General features: G+C 38.4%; 18 protein-coding genes. 7 read left to right on the top strand and 11 right to left on the bottom strand.

Features of this window, described 5'->3' with window-relative positions; all coding sequences use genetic code 11:
* Positions 1-11 precede the first annotated feature (11 nt).
* The 3 genes from R2800_05930 to R2800_05920 all read right to left on the bottom strand — a co-directional run bounded on the left by R2800_05930 (position 12) and on the right by R2800_05920 (position 3,289).
* Complete coding sequence (locus tag R2800_05930; GenBank protein ID MEZ5016573.1) at positions 12-644, bottom strand: DUF1684 domain-containing protein; 633 nt, start codon at positions 642-644, stop codon at positions 12-14.
* Positions 645-683: 39 nt separating this feature from the next.
* Positions 684-2,222 (bottom strand): lysine--tRNA ligase, encoded by a 1,539-nt coding sequence (gene lysS, locus R2800_05925; GenBank protein MEZ5016572.1) that lies wholly within the window; start codon positions 2,220-2,222, stop codon positions 684-686.
* 83 nt (positions 2,223-2,305) lie between these two features.
* Entirely contained in the window at positions 2,306-3,289 is a 984-nt protein-coding gene (locus R2800_05920; protein ID MEZ5016571.1) for a YCF48-related protein, read from the bottom strand.
* Between the two features lie 125 nt (positions 3,290-3,414).
* Between R2800_05920 and R2800_05915 the strand changes: the two genes are divergently transcribed.
* Both R2800_05915 and R2800_05910 read left to right on the top strand, forming a co-directional pair.
* Positions 3,415-3,867 (top strand): hypothetical protein, encoded by a 453-nt coding sequence (locus R2800_05915; protein MEZ5016570.1) that lies wholly within the window; start codon positions 3,415-3,417, stop codon positions 3,865-3,867.
* A 2-nt stretch (positions 3,868-3,869) separates the two neighbouring features.
* Complete coding sequence (locus R2800_05910) at positions 3,870-4,070, top strand: helix-turn-helix transcriptional regulator (protein MEZ5016569.1); 201 nt, start codon at positions 3,870-3,872, stop codon at positions 4,068-4,070.
* On the opposite strand, the gene R2800_05905 is transcribed toward R2800_05910, so the two are convergent.
* The 3 genes from R2800_05905 to rlmD form a co-directional block, all read right to left on the bottom strand.
* Positions 4,067-4,456, bottom strand: coding sequence for a nuclear transport factor 2 family protein (locus R2800_05905; GenBank protein MEZ5016568.1), 390 nt, complete (start codon positions 4,454-4,456; stop codon positions 4,067-4,069). The two genes, R2800_05910 and R2800_05905, sit on opposite strands and share 4 nt — an antisense overlap.
* A 78-nt stretch (positions 4,457-4,534) precedes the next feature.
* Entirely contained in the window at positions 4,535-4,828 is a 294-nt protein-coding gene (locus R2800_05900; protein MEZ5016567.1) for a DUF1272 domain-containing protein, read from the bottom strand.
* 4 nt (positions 4,829-4,832) lie between these two features.
* The gene (gene rlmD, locus R2800_05895) at positions 4,833-6,245 is read right to left on the bottom strand and encodes a 23S rRNA (uracil(1939)-C(5))-methyltransferase RlmD (protein MEZ5016566.1); all 1,413 of its coding nucleotides are present in this window, start codon (positions 6,243-6,245) and stop codon (positions 4,833-4,835) included.
* Positions 6,246-6,399: 154 nt separating this feature from the next.
* On the opposite strand from rlmD, the gene R2800_05890 reads away from it, so the two are divergent.
* The 3 genes from R2800_05890 to R2800_05880 are packed head-to-tail and all read left to right on the top strand — an operon-like array spanning position 6,400 to position 11,271.
* Positions 6,400-7,824 carry a DUF5106 domain-containing protein gene (locus R2800_05890; protein MEZ5016565.1) on the top strand — a complete coding sequence of 475 codons (1,425 nt, stop codon included), beginning with the start codon at positions 6,400-6,402 and terminating at the stop codon, positions 7,822-7,824.
* 23 nt (positions 7,825-7,847) lie between these two features.
* Entirely contained in the window at positions 7,848-9,296 is a 1,449-nt protein-coding gene (locus tag R2800_05885; protein ID MEZ5016564.1) for a DUF5106 domain-containing protein, read from the top strand.
* Between the two features lie 25 nt (positions 9,297-9,321).
* A complete protein-coding gene (locus R2800_05880; GenBank protein ID MEZ5016563.1) occupies positions 9,322-11,271 on the top strand; it encodes a peptidylprolyl isomerase in 1,950 nt (649 codons plus the stop codon).
* Between the two features lie 59 nt (positions 11,272-11,330).
* Here R2800_05880 and R2800_05875 read toward each other — a convergent pair whose 3' ends face one another.
* Together R2800_05875 and R2800_05870 are read right to left on the bottom strand one after the other, a co-directional pair.
* Complete coding sequence (locus tag R2800_05875) at positions 11,331-11,723, bottom strand: hypothetical protein (GenBank protein ID MEZ5016562.1); 393 nt, start codon at positions 11,721-11,723, stop codon at positions 11,331-11,333.
* A 1-nt stretch (position 11,724) separates the two neighbouring features.
* Entirely contained in the window at positions 11,725-12,279 is a 555-nt protein-coding gene (locus R2800_05870) for an archaeosortase/exosortase family protein (protein ID MEZ5016561.1), read from the bottom strand.
* Between the two features lie 96 nt (positions 12,280-12,375).
* Here R2800_05870 and R2800_05865 point away from each other — a divergent pair, with 96 nt between their 5' ends.
* Complete coding sequence (locus R2800_05865; protein MEZ5016560.1) at positions 12,376-13,785, top strand: MBL fold metallo-hydrolase; 1,410 nt, start codon at positions 12,376-12,378, stop codon at positions 13,783-13,785.
* On the opposite strand, the gene R2800_05860 is transcribed toward R2800_05865, so the two are convergent.
* Positions 13,782-15,752 carry a KUP/HAK/KT family potassium transporter gene (locus tag R2800_05860; GenBank protein ID MEZ5016559.1) on the bottom strand — a complete coding sequence of 657 codons (1,971 nt, stop codon included), beginning with the start codon at positions 15,750-15,752 and terminating at the stop codon, positions 13,782-13,784. The two genes, R2800_05865 and R2800_05860, sit on opposite strands and share 4 nt — an antisense overlap.
* A gap of 118 nt (positions 15,753-15,870) precedes the next feature.
* Between R2800_05860 and dusB the strand changes: the two genes are divergently transcribed.
* Entirely contained in the window at positions 15,871-16,866 is a 996-nt protein-coding gene (dusB, locus tag R2800_05855; protein ID MEZ5016558.1) for a tRNA dihydrouridine synthase DusB, read from the top strand.
* 3 nt (positions 16,867-16,869) lie between these two features.
* Here the strand turns inward: dusB and R2800_05850 are convergent, their stop codons facing one another.
* Together R2800_05850 and tgt are read right to left on the bottom strand one after the other, a co-directional pair.
* Positions 16,870-17,943 (bottom strand): LptF/LptG family permease, encoded by a 1,074-nt coding sequence (locus R2800_05850; protein ID MEZ5016557.1) that lies wholly within the window; start codon positions 17,941-17,943, stop codon positions 16,870-16,872.
* Between the two features lie 14 nt (positions 17,944-17,957).
* Entirely contained in the window at positions 17,958-19,088 is a 1,131-nt protein-coding gene (gene tgt / locus R2800_05845; GenBank protein MEZ5016556.1) for a tRNA guanosine(34) transglycosylase Tgt, read from the bottom strand.
* Positions 19,089-19,134: the final 46 nt, after the last annotated feature.

Genomic DNA, 19,134 nt, shown 5'->3' with positions numbered 1-19,134 from the left:
TAGCCCCTTTTTTAATGTTCAATTTCTTTACCGTATGCTTTCTCGCCTGCTCTAATAGAAATAGCCAGCTTATTCTCATCTGGTGGTATGGGGCAAGAATAACCACCTGCATAAGCACAATAAGGGTTATAACATTTGTTAAAGTCGAGCTCTATTTTCCCATCTTTAACGTCTTCTAATGAAAGGTCTATATAACGACCGCCACCATATGTTTCGGCATTTACAATAGTGCCATCGGTGAAGGGTACGAATAAATGGTTTTTATACTCTTCTTGTTGCATGAGTTTTTGGCTTTGATATACAGATAGTTCAACCAGTGTGTCCTTTAACGTAAAAGATAAAACGCCATATTTTCTATAGCTCTTGGTTTTGCCACTGTAGGTTGGTAGCTCAAAAACAGGAGACTCAGGTGTTAGGTTTAGTTCAGCCATTACTTTGTAAGATTCATTAATAGGAAAGAATCGAATAAAGCCTGTATCCTCACCTTTGAGGGGACTACGTTCTTCTTTTATGAAGTCTTCTTTATAGTGTTGCCTGTAGGTCATTATTTCTTGCTCATACGTAGTAGCGGTTTGTGTTGCTTTATCAGAGCAGGAGCTTACACCCCAAGTGGCTAGTAAAATGGTTAAAAGGTAATATCTCATTGCATAAAATTAAAAAAGCCCTTCGAAAAGGGCTTTTGTTTATTCTGTAGTTTCTGCTTGTTCTTCTATTTTTTCTGGTCTCATTTGAGGGAAGAGTAAGACATCTTGTATCGATACATTGCCCGTAAGCATCATGGCAAGTCTGTCAATACCAAAACCGATACCCGATGTAGGCGGCATACCATATTCCAACGCTCTTAAGAAGTCATGATCAATATACATGGCTTCATCGTCACCACGCTCCATAAGCTTTACTTGATCTTCAAAACGCTCTTTTTGGTCTATTGGGTCGTTAAGCTCGGTATAGGCATTAGCGATCTCTTTACCGTTTATCAATAACTCAAAACGCTCAACCAAACCTTCCTTCTCTCTATGCTTCTTTGTTAACGGACTCATATCGATAGGGTAGTCGATAATAAAGGTTGGTTGTATATAATGATGCTCACATTTCTCACCAAACAATTCATCAATCAACTTTCCTCTACCCATAGAAGCATCTACTTCAATATGTAGATCCTTACATACTTGTCTGATGCCATCTTCATCCATTTCGCTAATATCAATACCTGTATGCTCCTTTATAGCATCATAAATACTGATACGCTTGTATGGTGCTTTGAAGTCAATTTCTTTACCGTTTATAGTAGTAGTAGAAACACCGTTAGTAGCAATAGCCGTTTTCTCCAAAAGCTGCTCTGTGGTTTCCATCATCCAGTAGTAGTCTTTATAAGCTACGTAGAACTCTAGAACTGTAAACTCTGGGTTGTGTGTTCTGTCCATCCCTTCGTTACGGAAGTTGCGGCTGAACTCATATACCCAATCAAAACCACCAACAATAAGACGTTTTAAGTACAACTCATTTGCTATACGCAAATATAGTGGCATGTCTAAAGTATTATGATGCGTTACAAAAGGACGTGCTGCAGCACCTCCCGGTATGCTTTGTAATACAGGTGTGTCTACTTCCAATGCGCCACGCTCGTTCAAGAACTCACGTATAGCATTCTTCATTTTCGTAATCTTAATGAAGTCTTTGCGCACGTTAGGGTTGACGATAAGGTCGGCATAACGCTGCCGGTATTTGAACTCCAAGTCTGTTACCGCATCATATACTTCTCCATCTTTTTCCTTAACTATCGGTAGCGGACGTAATGCTTTGGTCAACAAGGTGAACTCTTCAACGTGGATAGACATTTCACCTGTTTTAGTAGTGAACATATATCCTTTCACGCCCACGATGTCACCTATGTCCAATAGCTTTTTCCATACCGTATTGTACATGGTCTTATCTTCTCCCGGGCATACATCGTCTCTTCTGATGTATATCTGCATACGGCCAGTGCTATCCTGCAATACTGCAAAGTTGGCCTTACCCATATCACGAACACTCATGATACGACCAGCGAAAGAAACAGATTTGAACTCCTCTTTCTTCTCTTCGGTGTATTGTTCCTTCAGCTGTGCGGCAGTATGCGTTATCTCATACAATGGTGCCGGGTAGGGGTTGATACCTAGTTCCTGTAGCTTTTCTAGTTTTTCTCTACGTAATATTTCCTGTTCGCTAAGTGTTGCTTGCATTAGTAATAAATATATGCGCTGTAAAAATTGAGTGCAAAAATAATAAGATATATGCCAATCACCTAAATTGTTTGTGAGGAGCTTTATTTCTTTATATGAAGTCTGTAAATGCTGCCGTTATCGCCCACCACAACTAGGGTGCCATCGCCAGCCATAGTGATACTTCGTAGAGTTTCACTAGTAAACTTATCAAATAAAGACCAGTTGTTGCCACTGTCTTCTGAATAGATGATAACTCCATTTTCTCCTACTGCCCATCCGTTCTGTCCGTCTACGAAATAAATATCATGCAATTCATATTTGGGTTTGGTAATATCTTTGCCGTTGCGTTGTCTATACCAATTGTTGCCCCCGTCACTAGTATGATAGATGCTACCTGCTACACCACAAGCCCAAAGCTCCTGCTCTGTTCTAAGATGCAGCGCAGTGAAGTTATCATTTACAGGATTTTGAATACGCCATGTCTTACCTTTATCAACAGTTTTTTGAATTACACCATAGCCCGCTATATAAGCGGTTGTAGCATTAGCAACAGCTAGGTCATTCAGCTCATATTTAATAGAATCCCAGTACTGTATCTTCCCATTACCATCCACATGCATTATAAAACCCGAATTGTAGCTAATACCTCCAATAGCTAAACCCTCGTTAGGGTTGAAGAATCCAATGTCTTTATATTCCTTCCATACATCAAGCTGTGTGAACTGCCAATTGTCACCTTTGTCAATGCTAGACATCATTTTGCCGTCAAAACCGATGGCGTAAAGTTTGCCAGATGGGGAGGTGTTAATGCCGTAAAGGCCTTTCCCCGCCTGTGTAAAGTCGTAATATTTCCAGCTTTTTCCCCAATCGGTAGTCCTTAATAGTGTTGCTTTCTGAAAACGGTCACCACCAACGGCATATCCGATATTATCGCTTATAAAGTAAACATCATTTAGTCTGTCATAGGTCTCAGTATGTATTTGCTCCACTTTAGCCCAATGTAGTAGGTCTTTTTTACAGGATGAGTAGAGTATACCATTTAGGGTTATAAGTAGTACTATTCCTCTAACAACTGTTTGTTTCATCTTTTTGGTCAATTGACCCGCAATATAGAATTGATTTTTTATTAACAGTTTCGAGTTTGTTTGCAATGTAAAGTTTACTTTACTTTGTGTATTGTTTAATTTACATAATGTAAACTTTTATTGATATGAATAATTTATTATTGCCTCATGTGTTTAGGAAAATAGGTTTCATCATGTTGCCTATAGCTGCTGCTTTGTTTGTACTTGTATTATTACAGGAGTATACATTGCCTTTTCTGGATTATCAGCCTGCTGCTCTAAAGAATAAATCCATATTTGATGTCAGTAATGGTAATCTTACGGATGAATTGACGCTATTGGTCATTTTTGCTTGTTTGTTCTTTATTGCTTTTTCTAAGGAGAAGATAGAGGATGAGTATTTACAAAAGATTAGATTACAGGCATTGCAGATAAGTGTCTATATCAACTATGCTATACTGGTGTTAGCTACGTTTTTGGTCTATGGTCTAAATTATCTGAATGTAGTTTTTGGAAACCTCTTTACCATTCTGATTATTTTTATAGCTGTTTATTACTATAAAGCACATATCAAGTCTCGTCTATCAAAAAATGTATAAGTATGAAAAACACAATTAGAGTAGAGCGAGCGAAGAAGAACATTACACAGGCTAACCTTGCTGAGTTGATCAATGTGTCTAGACAAACGATCAACGCTATAGAATCGGGCAAATATGTTCCCTCTACCGTTTTAGCATTAAAAATGGCACAGTACTTTGAAATACCTGTTGAAGAGTTATTTGAATTGGAAGAAGGGGATTAGTTCATTGCATTGGCAACAAGTTGGGTGTCTGTATATTGTACAAATTGTTTCACCTTACCATCACTAAGTCTATAGCGATGGATAAAGGCGGCCTCCATTGACTTTTGAGTTTTATTGTAAGTGCCAGAGTATTTACCTATGGCAAATACATCGTCGCCTGTAGCTACAAACTCGTCAATTGAAGCACTCCATCCCGTCCAGTTTTCACCAAAGCCAGCAAATACATTTTTGAAGATAGCATCTGCGCCTATATAGTGCCCACCGTTGGGGAATCCCTCCATTTGTTTCCAGCTGATATCATCAGCAAATAGCTCACGAATAGCTTCAGTATTCTTAGCTGAAAAGTTTTGGTACAGCTCCTTTATAGTTTCTAAGTTGGTTTTCATTAGGTATATATTTTAACGAAAATAGGTAATGCATAAGCATTACCTATTTAGTTCTATTGATAGTAGGATAGAATATTATTACCTAAGTTCTGGTGGTACATTTCGTCTCCTACTCAAAAGTTCATTATGCTTCTCTATATCTACAGGTCTATGTTTTTCTACAGTAGCGGCAGGGTCTTTTTGTAGCTGAGACTTTACCCTTATAGGTCTAGGACTAAAGTTGCCACCATCACAGTTGGGACATACGTTGTGTAACACGTCCTCCACACAGTCTTTACAAAAGGTACATTCGTATGTACATATCATAGCTTCGGTAGAGTTGGGCGGTAATGCCTTAGCGCAGTTTTCACATATAGGTCTTAGCTCTAGCATAAGTTTATTTAAGTTCTAACAATACCACATTTTCTATATGGTGTGTATGAGGGAACATGTCTACTGGTTGAATTTTAGTGATCTTGTAGGCACTATCCAATAATTGCAGGTCTCTTGCCTGTGTGGCAGGGTTGCAACTTACATATACCACCTTAGGCGCCTTCATCTTTAGTAATTGCTCTACTAATGACTCGTGCATGCCAGCTCTCGGCGGGTCGGTAATGATGATGTCTGGTCTGCCATGTTCTTCAAAGAACTCATCCGTACATATTTTAGCAACATCCCCCGCATAAAACTGGCAATGTTCAATATTGTTCATCTTGGCATTCTCATAGGCATCCTTCACCGCATCTTCTACTACTTCAATACCTATTACCTTTTTGGCTGATTTAGAACAGAATATGCCAATGCTACCCGTGCCACAATAGAGGTCGTAAAGCACTTCTTCTCCTGTAAAACCTGCAAAATTTCTTACTACTTTATAAAGGTTTTCTGCTTGGTAGGTATTAGTTTGGAAGAAAGACTTCGGAGATATCTTAAAACGGAAATCTTCAAGAGTCTCTTCGATATAGCCCTTGCCATGATATAGTTCTACATCAAGGTCATGAAGACTATCGTTCACTTTAGGGTTGATGGTATAGTGTAGGGTAGTTATTTCAGGGATATTAGCTAATAGATGGTCCAGTAAAGCCTTTCTTGCTGCTTCATCTTCGTGTTGTATAACTAGGTTGATCAACACTTCTCCTGTTCTGGCTACTCGTATTACAATATTTCTTAGCCAGCCACTATGCGACTTAAAGTCGTAGTACCTAAGGTTATGTTTCTGTGTGTATTCGTGTAAGAGGTCTAAAAGTTTGTTGGTAGGCTCTTCTTGTAAGTGACATTTATTGACCTCTACCACTTTATCAAAAAAGCCCGGGGCATGAAAACCAAGTGCTGGTTCTAATGGAAGCTTCGCATCTCCGGCGGCTTTTAGTTCTTCTGTAGTTCTATATCTGTGTATACAGAAAGTAAATTCCAATTTGTTTCTATAAAAGCGCTCTTTGGGGCTGCCTAGTATGGGTAATATTTCAGGTAGTGCTACATTGCCAATACGAGATAGCTGGTCGGCAACCTGCTGTTGCTTGTATATTAACTGTTGGTTGTAGGGTAGCATTTGCCATTTGCAGCCACCACACACACCAAAATGTTCACAAAAATGGTCTACTCGTTCTTCTGACGGAGTTACCAATTGTAGTATTTTTCCTTCTGCCCAGTTCTTCTTGTTCTTTATTACCGCTACATTCACCACATCGCCAGGTATGGCATTGGCTACAAAGAGTACTTTGCCATCTTCCAGCTGAGCTATACTTTTCCCTTCAGCAGCATAACGCTCAATTTTTATATTTTCTAACGGTTTTCTCTTTTTTCTAGCCAATGGTTAATGTTAGTATTTAGTTAAAGAAGCAGCAAATTTACAACTGTTTTAGCATCAATAAGCGTCTATATGTTTTAAATTTGGGAGTTAGAACGATAGTATAGCTATCAGTGTAATAGATAGTATATAAATGTTACCTTCACGGATTCTGGTTATGAGATATATAATGCTGACCCTACTAGTATTGGCAGGTATTGCCAATAATGCTTATGCAGGGCAAGACGGTTACAAAATTCAACTTAAGTTTAATGATAAGGCCAATCATAAAGTGTATTTGGCCAGTTACTATGGTAAACCCCTGCCTACCATATATAGGGTAGACTCTGCCCAGTTGGATGACAAAGGAGTGGCGACCTTCAACAGTACAGAAAAGATAACAGGCGGAATCTATTTAATGGTACTGGACGATAACGCTACCTATTTTGAGTTTCTATTAGACAATGGAGATGATTTCAGTATCACTGCTACGGCTTCAAAACTGCCCAAGGAAGTAAAGTTTAAGAACTCAGAAGAAAATAAGAGATTTAACGACTATGTCAATTACTTGACACAAGTAGGGGAAGGGCAACAGCAATTACAACAACAGCTTAGTACAGCTAAAACACAAGCGGATAGTAATAACATATACGATAAGGCAAAAGCCATTAATGATGGTCTTAATCAATATCGTGTAGACTATATCAAGAAATACCCTAAAACATTATTGGCCAATATCTCTAGTGCATTGCTAGTGCCTGAGGCACCTAAAGGACCTCATTATAACGAAGATGGTAGTGTGGATTCTATGTTTGCCTTCCGCTATTACAAAGAGCACTATTGGGATGGGTTTGATTTCTCGGATGAAAGATTGATCTACACACCTATTTATGAGAGTAAATTGCAATATTTCTTTAATAACGTATCCATGCCTTTGGCAGATAGTGTTATTTATGAAGGAGATAAGCTTCTGGCAAAAGCCAGAGCGAGCAAAGAGGTCTTTAAATACACATTACATTGGCTCACTAGTGAGTATACACAGAAAAGTGACGTAATGGGTTTGGATGCTGCTTTTGCCCACTTTATAGAAAAGTACTACATGAAGGGGGATGCGTTTTGGCTAAACCCTGGCACGCTACAAAAGTATATTGATAGGTATAAGTCTATAGCGCCAAACATGATAGGTAATTTGGCACCTCCATTAACCATGAGAGATGTAGACAGTAACTTTAAGTCATTATATGGTGTAGAAGCCAAATATACTTTGATCGTATTTTGGTCACCTACATGTGGGCATTGTTTAGAAGAAGTGCCAAGAATAGATTCTGTATACAAAGCAGTATTGAAGGATAAAGGTGTAAAGGTGTATGCTGTTAATGTAGATAGAGATCAGGCAGTGAAATGGAAAGAGCAGCTTAAAAAGCTGAACTTAGACCATTGGACCAACGTATACGACCCTGATAAAAAATCACCCTATAAATCACAGTATGATATATACGGCACGCCTCGTGTATATTTGCTCGACGAAAAGAAGGTGATCATAGGTAAAAACCTTGACCATACTACTATAGGACAAGTAATAGAAATGGAAGAAAGGAAATAAATATTATCATAAATACATATTAGATGCAAAAACTTATACTAAGTATAATAGCAATACTGTTAATTGGTATTTCGCCTGATGCGACAGCAAAAGGAGTTAAAGACGGTTATCGTATTAAACTAAAACTTACCGATGTGTCGGATACGATGGTTTACATCGTACACTACTTTGGTAAGCCGCTACCCACTATCTATAAGACCGATTCGGCAAGATTAGATAAGAAAGGAGAAGCAATCTTACAAAGCGATGAAGAAGTACTAGGTGGTATCTACATGATATTACTATCTGATAAGAAAACATATTTCGAGTTCTTGATGCATAATGGAACAGATATGTCTATCACGGCTTCAGCAAAAGATGCTCCTGATGGTGTTACTTTTAAAAACTCACCTGAAAATGAGCGTTTTGTTACTTACGTTAGTTATTTAAAAGGCTATGGTGAAAAACAAATGGCGCTAAGGAAAAAGCTGGAAACTGCGAAAACAGCAAAAGATACAGCTGCTTTAAATGATGAGTTTAAAGTACTTGGTAAGAAATTAGTAGACTATAGGAACGATTATATTAAGAAGTATCCAAATACATTACTGACCAATATTTTCAGAGCATTGACAGTGCCTGTGGTACCTGAAGGTCCACATACTCTGCCAGATGGTACTAATGATTCTACATTTGGCTATAGATATTACAAAGAGCACTACTGGGATGATTTTGTGTTTAGTGATGATAGATTGATCAATACACCTATCTATGATGGTCGTCTCAACCAGTATATGAACGACTTGGTATTACAAATGGAAGATAGTGTTATTAAAGAATCTGACATGCTACTTGAAAAGGCTAGAGGTAGCAAGGAACTGTTCAAATACACTTTGTACTGGTTGACCAAGAATGCTGAGCAAAGTAAAGTGATGGGTATGGATGCTGTATTTGTATACTTGGTAGAGAACTATTATATGAAAGGCGATGCTACATGGTTGTCTCCTGAAGACTTGGCTAAATATATAGATAGAGCACATAAGATAGCACCTAATGTTATCGGTAATATAGCACCTGAGTTAAAGATGCCGGATATTAATGGTAAAGACCAATCGTTACATGCAATAGAAGCACCATATACACTTTTAGTGTTTTGGTCTCCGGAATGTGGGCATTGTTTGGAAGAAGTTCCTAAATTAGATTCTGTTTATAAAGCAGAGCTTAAAGGGAAAGGAGTAAAAATATATGGCGTGAGAACGGACAGTGATATGGATACTTGGAAGAAAGTAATCAAGGAAAAAGGCCTTGAAGACTGGATCCACGTTCATGATCCTGAAAGAAAAACAAGATTTAGGGCTGATTACGACATATATAGTACACCTGTTTTATATTTGCTGGACGAAAAGAAGATCATTAGAGGTAAAAGAATCGACCATACTAATATCTTAGAAGTAATAAAGATGGTGGAACGCCAAAAGAAAAATAATAAGAGCTAATCATATTAAATAAAAACCTAGAAGAATGCGTAAGCTATTTTTTACCTGTTTCATTACAGCTACTACTATTACCAGCGGGTGGGCACAAACATTGTTCCACTACGGGAAAAACCCTGTTGACAAAAAAGACTTTCTACGTATTTACGAGAAAAACAGCATCAATAAGAAGCCTGACTATTCAGAGAAAGCTTTAAGAGAGTATCTAGAGCTTTATTCACTTTTTCGTATGAAAGTGAAAGAGGCGGAAGAAGCTCATTTAGATACAATGGCTAACATAGAGAGCGAGCTTAATAACTACCGTAAGCAGCTCGCTAAAAACTATCTTACTGATGAGCAGATATCAGAAAAGCTATACAAGGAAGCTTATGATCGCATGTCAGAAGATATAAGAGTTGCGCATATTTTGATATTATCTGCACCCACAGCTACATCTGCTGATACCGTTAAGCCATATGCCCAAATAGACAGTGTGTACAATGCACTAGTAAAGAAAAAGGCAGACTTTGGCGAAATGGCTAAAAAGTATTCTGAGGATAAAGGATCGAACATTAACGGTGGAGACATCGGTTATATTACAGCACTACAAACTGTTTATGATTTCGAAAATGTAGCATATAATACTCCTGTAGGTACGGTGTCTAAACCATTTCGTACTCGTTTTGGCTATCACTTACTAAAAGTGCTAGACAGAAGAAAAAGTATGGGAGAAATAAAAGTAGCACAGATACTACTAACTACTCCTAAGTCTAAAGGTGAAGAAGGTATTGCTGAGGCTAAAGAAAAAATAAAGAAGATAAAAGCAGAGATGAAGAAAGGTGCCAGCTTTGAAGATATGGTAACCAAGTATTCTGAAGATAAATTCTCAAAAGACAATAAAGGGGAGCTGGATAAGTTTGGTACAGGTAATATGGTTCCTGTATTTGAGAAAGCTGCTTTTGCATTAAAAAATCCTGGTGACATATCAGAGCCGGTACAAACAGACTATGGTTTCCATATCATTAAGTTGATACAAAAATATCCTCTTAAGTCTTATGAGGATATGAAAGGACAGATCAAGAAAAAAGTAGATAATGATTCTCGTTCTGACCTTGCCAAAGAAATATTCTTCAATGCAATAAAGGAGAAAAACAACTTTAAAGGATATGAGGAGAACCTTGATGCTATCGTAAAGAAAATAGGTGATAATAATCAAACTTTTGAGGTGAGTGATTTTGCTTCGTTTAACAAGCCTGTTTTTGAAGTTAAGGGTAAGAAGTATTTACAGAGTGATCTTGCAACTTATGCTTTCTCGTTAACAAGAGGAAGAATAATGGGGCCTGTTGATCGTTTTGTTACTGATGTATATAAGCACTATATACGTACAGTTGTTCAAGATGTGGAAGAGCACAACTTGGTAGAAGAACATCCTGACTTCAAAGCCTTAATGGATGAGTATAGAGATGGTATCATGTTATTTGAATTGATGGATCGTAATGTATGGGGCAGAGCCTCTAAAGATTCTGTTGGCTTGAAGGCATTCTACTATCGCAATACAGATAAGTATAAATGGGATGCTGGTTTTAGAGGCGCACAATATAAGTTCAAGAACGATGAGGCATTGAAGAAAGGCCTGAAAGCATTAGCTAAGAAAAATGTAACGGATGAGGATGTGCTTAAAGCAGTTAATGGTGAAGATATGCCTGATGGTGTATTAATAGAAAGAGGCTATTACGAGTTTAAAACTATTACGGATTTTACATTTGCTGACATAACACCAAACAAACCAACAAAAGCAATTAAAAATGCTGATGGTTCTTACGTTGTTGCTGTTGCAAGCGAGAAGTTTGATGCTCCTACCAATAAAACTTTGGAAGAGGCTAGAGGATACGTTGTAGCAGACTACCAAGAGTATTTAGAGAGCAAATGGAATAAGAAACTACGTGATAAATATCCTGTGAAGGTTAATGAAGAAGAATTTAAATCTATGGTTAAATAGCCAAAGGTTCCAGAATAAAAAAGCACCGGTATTTCCGGTGCTTTTTTTATAAACTTTTTTTAGTCATTGTTTACCATCGATAATCGATGCATCATATATATTACCGTAAGGGGGATAGGACTGGAAAAGAATAGTCTTACAGCACCAAAATGATTTTTTTGTTGTAATGTGAGGTCTAGGAAAAATATATCTACAAAGCCTCCTATGAAATAGATCAACAAACCTGCTACATAGCTGATAAGCCATAAATACTTTGGCCACGTAGTATCATAGGCTCTATAGTAATAATAACCTATGGCAACAACAACAGCATAGATAAGTATATGTAGTGATTGCCTTAAACGCTCATCCAGTGTTTTGTGAAACTCGGTTTCATTGAGATAGTTATAATCTACCCAACATACAATAACTATAAGTATCCATGTTATCCAAAACCTCTTGTCGCCTAACATATCAGCTCTCTTTGGTTTTTACGGAATGTAGAAATGGTTTGGTATATAAATACCATAGATAAAATATACCTCCATATACCATTATTTTAAACAGGTAATGGTGGGCAAAGTCCATATAGTCGGGGAAGGTGATATTGATATAGGCCAAACCGCTGACACGGGCAATGTTTAAAATGTGAATGATCAATAGTCCTACTGTACAATACAGAAAAAGCCTTTTCTTTTGCACGGGAAAGCAAAGGATGAACCCTAGATAAACAACAAACAAAGCTAGTCCGTTACAGCCATCTGCAATGCCTATTGCATGTCTGCCGTTAATAATCACTTCTTCACCTGTACGTGTTGGTATGGTACTTACGTTATCGTAAAATTGGGAAAGCACCATTACGGTATTATCAGCAACAAAAGCGGTGAGGGGGATATCGATAACACGTTTAGGTTCTAATAAAAAGATATAAGACACTTGCCAAACAAGTAGTACGATGATAGCTTTTATTAGAAACTGCCTTACTATTTTAGGTAGTGAGGAAAACCACTGCTTAAACTTTGTTATCATAACCGAGGCATAAATATATCAATAAAAGAGTTCTAAAACTTAGGTTATCATGCAGCTATATTATGTACTTTAGTACAAGCATATAATTGAGTATTCATGAAGATTTCTTTTCACGGAGCAGCACGCACGGTTACTGGTTCAAAACACATAGTACATCTAAATAATCCTAAAAGAAAAATATTACTGGACTGTGGTCTTTTTCAAGGTATGGGTAAAGAAACCCTTACGCTGAATAGTGAATGGGGTTTTGACCCTCTGGAGATCGATCATGTTATTATTTCTCATGCGCATATTGACCACATAGGACTTTTACCACGTTTGGTTAAAGAAGGGTATAAGGGTGTTATATACTGTACTACGGCAACTCTTGGGTTGTTGCAAATTTTGCTCCGAGATTCTGCTTATATACAAGAAGCTGATGTAAGACATATCAATAAAATAAGAGATAGGCAAGGACGAGAAAAGGTAGAGCCTTTATATACTGAGGCAGATGTTTTGGAGGTTTTTGACCTGATACATACCATTGATTATGATACACCATATAAAATAGAAGAAGGCATTGAGCTTTTGTATACAGACTGTGGGCACATATTAGGTAGTGCTGCAGTTAACCTAAAGCTAAAGGAAAATGGTACAGAGGTTCGCTTAGCCTTTAGTGGAGATATAGGTAGATATAGAGATATGATACTTCGTTCACCACAAGATTTTCCTCAAGCAGACTATATCATCATGGAGTCGACCTATGGTAATAAGTTGCATGACCTTGTAGCTCCTGCAACGGACGATCTATTACATCATATAGAACATACTTGCCTTAAGAAAAAGGGGAAGCTCATTATCCCTGCATTTAGTGTGGGTAGGACACAGGAGCTATTGTATATGCTCAATAGGTTGGAGCTAGAACGACGATTGCCTAACCTCAAGTATTATGTTGACAGTCCATTGTCTGTTGAAGCTACTAATATTATCAAAAGACACCCTGAATGCTTTAATAGCCATGTAAGAGCACTATTGGAAAAAGATGATGACGTCTTCGATTTCAAGGGGCTGCATTTTATTGAAAATGTGGACGAGTCCAAAAGGTTGAATTATAATGATGAGCCTTGTGTTATTATTTCAGCATCAGGTATGGCAGAGGCTGGTAGAGTAAAGCATCATATACTCAATAGTATAGGCGATGCCGACAATACAATTCTAATTGTAGGGTATTGCGAACCGCACTCTTTGGGTGCTAGGCTTAGGCGCGGAGAAGAGCATGTGACCATATATGGTATACAACATGCTGTAAAGGCAGAAGTAGGTGTTATTGAAAGCATGAGTGCACATGCTGACTATGACGACTTGTCTCAATGGCTATCTTGTCAAGATCCTCAACAGGTGAAAAAGGTGTTCCTCGTACATGGTGAGTACGAGAATCAAATAGCCTTTAAGAACAGATTGATAAGAAAAGGTTTTTTAGACGTAGAGATACCACGACAACATGATGAGATAGGGTTGGGGCTTTAGTGTAGTATATTGATGTCTTCCAGTCTTTTTAGCTTGAAGTCAGATACTGCAGATACATACATAGGGTACTTTTCTGTTGTAACGTCCGACGTGTCTAAGCCAAATGCACGTTCTTCCGACAAGCTGAAACGCTTCAAGATGAAGTAGCCTCGCATGATCAATCTTTCAATTAACGGCAGATCATTATCTCTGGATAAGAATTTCTCAATAACGATAAATCGGAAATCTCCTTGTACATTCTTTCTGCTCAATGATTCGTAACGGCTAAAAACGTTCACCTCTTTATTCTGCATCATTCCTTCTACTACCTTTTTGAACATAAGCTGTATTTTATGTTCTACCCTAAAACCTAGCCTGAAGTCTATACGTATGATCTCGTTAGGAACGATTGTTTGTACCTGATATTCCATGGTATAAGGATCGTCCAATACATCTACGTGTACAAACCAGTAAATATCAGCCCTTTTGGGTTTCCGCTGCACAATAGAATACATGATCTTGTGTTCTATTTCCTTAGGGTTGTTGGCACTGGTTAGGTAAACTAAGTGTGTTGCGTATTTAGGAATGCTTTTATCATTACTGATCTCCTGTAGTGTAGATACATAACTTTCCAATTCCACAAATTCTACATAACGGTTTTTGATTCTGCGCGCCTTATACCACACAAACATTACTGTAAATAATATGCCTGCAACTATTAATGCTACATAACCACCATGAGGGAATTTCTCCAAATTGGCAATAAGGAAGGACATCTCAATAGTAGGGAAAACCATTAGATAGGCAATGATCCAAACCTTAGGATATCGCTTAACATACATGTAGTAAGAGAAAAGCGTTGAGGTCATCATCATACACAGCGTAATAGCAAGACCGTATGCTGCTTCCATCTTTGCAGATTTTTGGAAGATGAGCACTATTGTGATACAGCCGATGTATAGAAGTAGGTTGATGCCCGGTATAAAAGATTGCCCACGTTCTATAGTAGGGTAGTTGATCTTCATTTTAGGCCATACATTCAGCTTTATGCCCTCGCTTATTAGTGTGAAAGATCCTGATATCATTGCTTGGCTGGCAATAATGGCTGCAAAGGTTGCGATAATGATACCGATAACAACAAACCAGTCTGGCATTAAATTAAAGAAAGGGTTACCTGTAGCTGAGGACCATACTTGTCCCTTTTGTTGCAGTAGCCATGCTCCTTGTCCAAGATAGTTCAGTATTAAACACGCCTTTACAAATATCCAAGACATACGAATGTTGATCTTGCCGCAGTGTCCAAGGTCAGAGTAAAGTGCTTCAGCACCTGTTGTACAAAGGAAGACAGCACCCAGTAGCCAAAATCCTTCAGGGTACATGGTCAATAACTTAATGGCATAGTATGGGTTGAAGGATTTGAATATGCTCCAGTCGTTGCTGATATGCATCAATCCCAACACAGCCAGCATGCTGAACCATATGGTCATTACAGGGCCAAAAGAGCGTCCTATATATGCTGTACCAAACTGTTGAAAGAAGAATAACCCCGAAAGTATTACTATAACAATAGTAATGATCGTTTTGTCTGAAATATCACCTAGCGATGGTATGTTTTGTAAGCCTTCTATAGCTGAGGTTACAGATATAGGAGGGGCTATCATCCCATCGGCCAATAGCGTTGCACCACCCACCATAGCTGCAAAAACAGCCCATTTGCCATGTCTCCGCACCTGTGCAAAAAGTGCAAATGTGCCTCCTTCTCCTTTATTGTCAGCTCTTAAGGTAAGTAGCACGTACTTTACCGTTGTTTGCAAAGTAAGTGTCCATATAATGCAAGACAGGCTACCATATATCAATAGCTCGCTAATTTCTTTACCATTGCAAATGGCATTCATTACATATAAAGGAGAGGTTCCTATATCTCCATAGATAATGCCAAGTGCAACTAATAATCCTGCAAATGATAACTTGTCTAGATTTTTTCCCACAACCTTTGCTGATGTTTAGAAATAAGGGTGACAAAGTTAGTGCATTATTACATAGTAGAAAGGATTAATAACTATAAAGCGTAGATATGGAGACAACTTCGTAAATTTGCAATCTTTTATGGTCAAGATCAGAGATATAGAGTTAGGTGAATTTCCTTTGTTGCTAGCCCCAATGGAAGATGTTAGTGATCCTCCGTTCAGGGCGGTATGTAAGGAAAATGGTGCGGATCTGATGTATACAGAGTTTATATCTTCTGAGGGGTTGATACGAGATGCTATAAAAAGCAGGCAGAAGCTGGACATCTTCGATTATGAACGACCTATTGGTATCCAGATATTTGGTGGGGACGAGGAAGCTATGGCAATGGCCGCAAGTATTGTTGATACGACCAATCCTGATCTGGTAGATATCAACTACGGTTGCCCTGTGAAAAAAGTCGTGTGTAAAGGTGCCGGTGCAGGGGTGCTTAAGGATATTGATCTGATGGTGCGCCTTACCAAGGCTGTTATCAAATCAACCTCTTTACCCGTTACTGTTAAAACCCGTTTGGGCTGGGACGATAGCTCTAAAAATATAGAAGAAGTAGCCGAAAGGCTACAAGATATAGGTGTGGAAGCGCTATCGATACATGGTAGAACAAGGGTGCAAATGTATAAAGGTGAGGCTGATTGGCGTTTGATCGCTAAAGTGAAAGAAAACCCACGTATTACCATGCCTATATTCGGGAATGGTGATATTGATAGTCCTCAAAAGGCTCTGGAGTATAAAAATAGATATGGTGTAGATGGTGTGATGATAGGTAGGGCTGCTATAGGCTACCCTTGGATATTTAGAGAAGTGAAACACTATTTAGCTACTGGAGAGACCTTACCTCCACCAACACTTGAGGAGCGAATTGCAGCTTGTAGAAAACATTTAAGAGGTTCTGTAGAATGGAAAGGTGATCGTTTAGGGTTATTGGAAATGCGTAGGCATTATGCCAACTACCTGAAAGGGCTACCTCATGTAAAAGAATTCCGTACTAGACTGGTAACTACCGACGACTATGACGAACTGGAAGCCATACTAGATGAGGTTATAGTTCATTATAAAGGTATAGAAACAACCGTCTAGCTACTACCTTATTTGCCTTCTATATAAGTATATAGCTAGTAAGCCAAATATAAAGTTCGGTATCCAAACCGCTACTATAGGGTCTAGTATAGATTTAGTGGCATAGGTATTGGTAAGTTGCATGGCTAATATATATACTGCACTAATAGCGATACCCAATGCCAGGTGCAGTCCACTACCTCCACGTATCTTTCTACTAGCTATACACACACCTATTATGGTAAGGATAAGTGCCGCAAAAGGTTGAGAGGTTCTTCTGTATTTTTCTACATAGAAGAAGTTTAATGTTTCTCTACCTCTAAGCTTTTCTCTTTCTATAAACTTATTGAGTTGAGGAGTGGTCAATGCTTCTTTTATGGCATCATCTTCGTCTAGGTCCAATGGTTTAAAAGGGTATTCCTTTTCAAGCTCAGGGTAGAATTCTAGTTTTTCGTTGATGCCGTCATTGATACGTACGGTTACATCATAAAGTTTCCAGTTGTTTTTTGCAGAGTCGTAACTAATGCGCTCCGACATTATTTTCTCTTTCAGTAACGTGCCTTCTATCGTTTCAGCAGTAAATCTGTACCCTATGTTAGCTTGGTAGTTGTAGCTCTGTACATAGACATATAGGTTGTTGGTCAGCCTTAAGTGTACGTTATCTCCAGAAGCTATGGCTTCATGATTAATATATTTATTCTCAAAAGCTAGTCGTTGTTTGTTAGCAGCAGGTACTATCCAGTGGTTGGCTATCAAAGAAATACTACATAAGAAGACAGCTCCAATAATATATGGTCTTAAAAATCTAGGAAAAGAGATGCCTCCTGCTAATATGGCTATGATCTCGGATTTATATGCCAGCTTAGAGGTGAAAAATATGGTAGCTATAAATATGAATAATGGAAAGAGCAGCGCTGTAATGTGTGGGACAAAGTTTTTATAGTAGTTCAATATCTCCATTGCAGGGGCATTTCTGCTTACAAAAGATTCTACCTTTTCTGAATAGTCTATAACACAAGCGATAACCGCGAGTATCAATATCGCAAAGAAGAAAGTAGATATGAACTTTTTAATAATATACTTGTCCAGTATGGGCATGCTCTAGATAACGGTTATAAACGTTGTTTTAATATGTCTATTTGTTCTTTTTTCCACGAGTTGAAATCTCCTTGTAAAATATGTTCTCTTGCTTGTCTTACCAAATGCAGGTAGAAGGCCAAGTTGTGGATACTAGCGATCTGTAATCCTAGTATCTCTTTTGCCGCAAATAAATGTCGAACGTAAGCTTTGGTGTAAAAATTACTAGTCGGGCAGTCTATACCATCATCAATAGGTGTGAAGTCTTTTTCCCACTTCTTGTTCTTGATATTTATAACACCTTTTGAGGTAAACAGCATGCCATTTCTTCCATTGCGTGTTGGCATCACACAGTCAAACATATCTACACCAAGCGATATGTTTTCCAATATATTCCATGGTGTGCCTACACCCATTAAGTATCTTGGTTTTTCTTCCGGCAAGTGTTCACAGCACCAAGCACACATTTCATACATCATCTCTTCAGGTTCTCCAACTGATAAACCTCCTATGGCATTACCATCACAGTCCATGCCTGCAATGAATTCAGAAGATTCCTTACGGAGGTCTTTAAACGTGCTGCCTTGTATAATAGGGAATAATGATTGCTCATAGCCATATTTAGGCTCGGTTTCGCTCATCTGCTTTACACAACGAGCTAGCCACCTGTGGGTTAGCTCCATCGACTTTTTAGCATAGCTATAGTCTGAAGGGTAGGGAGGGCACTCATCGAAGGCCATAATAATATCAGCACCTATGCTCCTTTGAATGTCTATTACATTTTCAGGAGTAAATAAATGCTTTGAACCATCTATATGCGATTGAAAAACCGCCCCTTCCTCTTTTAGCTTACGGTTGTTGGATAAGGAGAATACTTGATACCCTCCGCTGTCAGTAAGGATAGGTCTGTCCCAGCCATTGAACTTATGCAAACCGCCCGCCTGCTCAATAATATCAGTGCCCGGGCGCAAATATAAATGGTAGGTATTGCCGAGTATGATGTCGGCATTGATCTCTTTTTTAAGCACATCTTGAGCAACACCTTTCACACTACCTACCGTACCTACTGGCATAAATATAGGGGTCTGTATCTCCCCATGACCGGTAGTTATGGTTCCTGCTCTCGCTTTTGAGTTGGCGTCTTTTGCTTTAATATCAAAATTCATTCGGCACTAAAGTTCTAAAATCATTAGCCAATACCATGTTAAGGTA

It is taken from the genome of Flavipsychrobacter sp. (assembly GCA_041392855.1).
Lineage (GTDB): Bacteria > Bacteroidota > Bacteroidia > Chitinophagales > Chitinophagaceae > UBA5543.
This window is presented reverse-complemented; position numbering and strand designations above follow the sequence as displayed.

Coding starts and splice junctions, on each gene's coding strand:
- R2800_05930 (MEZ5016573.1), bottom strand. CDS start 644: ATGAGATATTACCTTTTAACCATTTTACTAGCCACTTGGGGTGTAAGC.
- lysS (MEZ5016572.1), bottom strand. CDS start 2,222: ATGCAAGCAACACTTAGCGAACAGGAAATATTACGTAGAGAAAAACTA.
- R2800_05920 (MEZ5016571.1), bottom strand. CDS start 3,289: ATGAAACAAACAGTTGTTAGAGGAATAGTACTACTTATAACCCTAAAT.
- R2800_05915 (MEZ5016570.1), top strand. CDS start 3,415: ATGAATAATTTATTATTGCCTCATGTGTTTAGGAAAATAGGTTTCATC.
- R2800_05910 (MEZ5016569.1), top strand. CDS start 3,870: ATGAAAAACACAATTAGAGTAGAGCGAGCGAAGAAGAACATTACACAG.
- R2800_05905 (MEZ5016568.1), bottom strand. CDS start 4,456: ATGAAAACCAACTTAGAAACTATAAAGGAGCTGTACCAAAACTTTTCA.
- R2800_05900 (MEZ5016567.1), bottom strand. CDS start 4,828: ATGCTAGAGCTAAGACCTATATGTGAAAACTGCGCTAAGGCATTACCG.
- R2800_05890 (MEZ5016565.1), top strand. CDS start 6,400: ATGAGATATATAATGCTGACCCTACTAGTATTGGCAGGTATTGCCAAT.
- R2800_05885 (MEZ5016564.1), top strand. CDS start 7,848: ATGCAAAAACTTATACTAAGTATAATAGCAATACTGTTAATTGGTATT.
- R2800_05880 (MEZ5016563.1), top strand. CDS start 9,322: ATGCGTAAGCTATTTTTTACCTGTTTCATTACAGCTACTACTATTACC.
- R2800_05875 (MEZ5016562.1), bottom strand. CDS start 11,723: ATGTTAGGCGACAAGAGGTTTTGGATAACATGGATACTTATAGTTATT.
- R2800_05870 (MEZ5016561.1), bottom strand. CDS start 12,279: ATGATAACAAAGTTTAAGCAGTGGTTTTCCTCACTACCTAAAATAGTA.
- R2800_05865 (MEZ5016560.1), top strand. CDS start 12,376: ATGAAGATTTCTTTTCACGGAGCAGCACGCACGGTTACTGGTTCAAAA.
- dusB (MEZ5016558.1), top strand. CDS start 15,871: ATGGTCAAGATCAGAGATATAGAGTTAGGTGAATTTCCTTTGTTGCTA.
- R2800_05850 (MEZ5016557.1), bottom strand. CDS start 17,943: ATGCCCATACTGGACAAGTATATTATTAAAAAGTTCATATCTACTTTC.
- tgt (MEZ5016556.1), bottom strand. CDS start 19,088: ATGAATTTTGATATTAAAGCAAAAGACGCCAACTCAAAAGCGAGAGCA.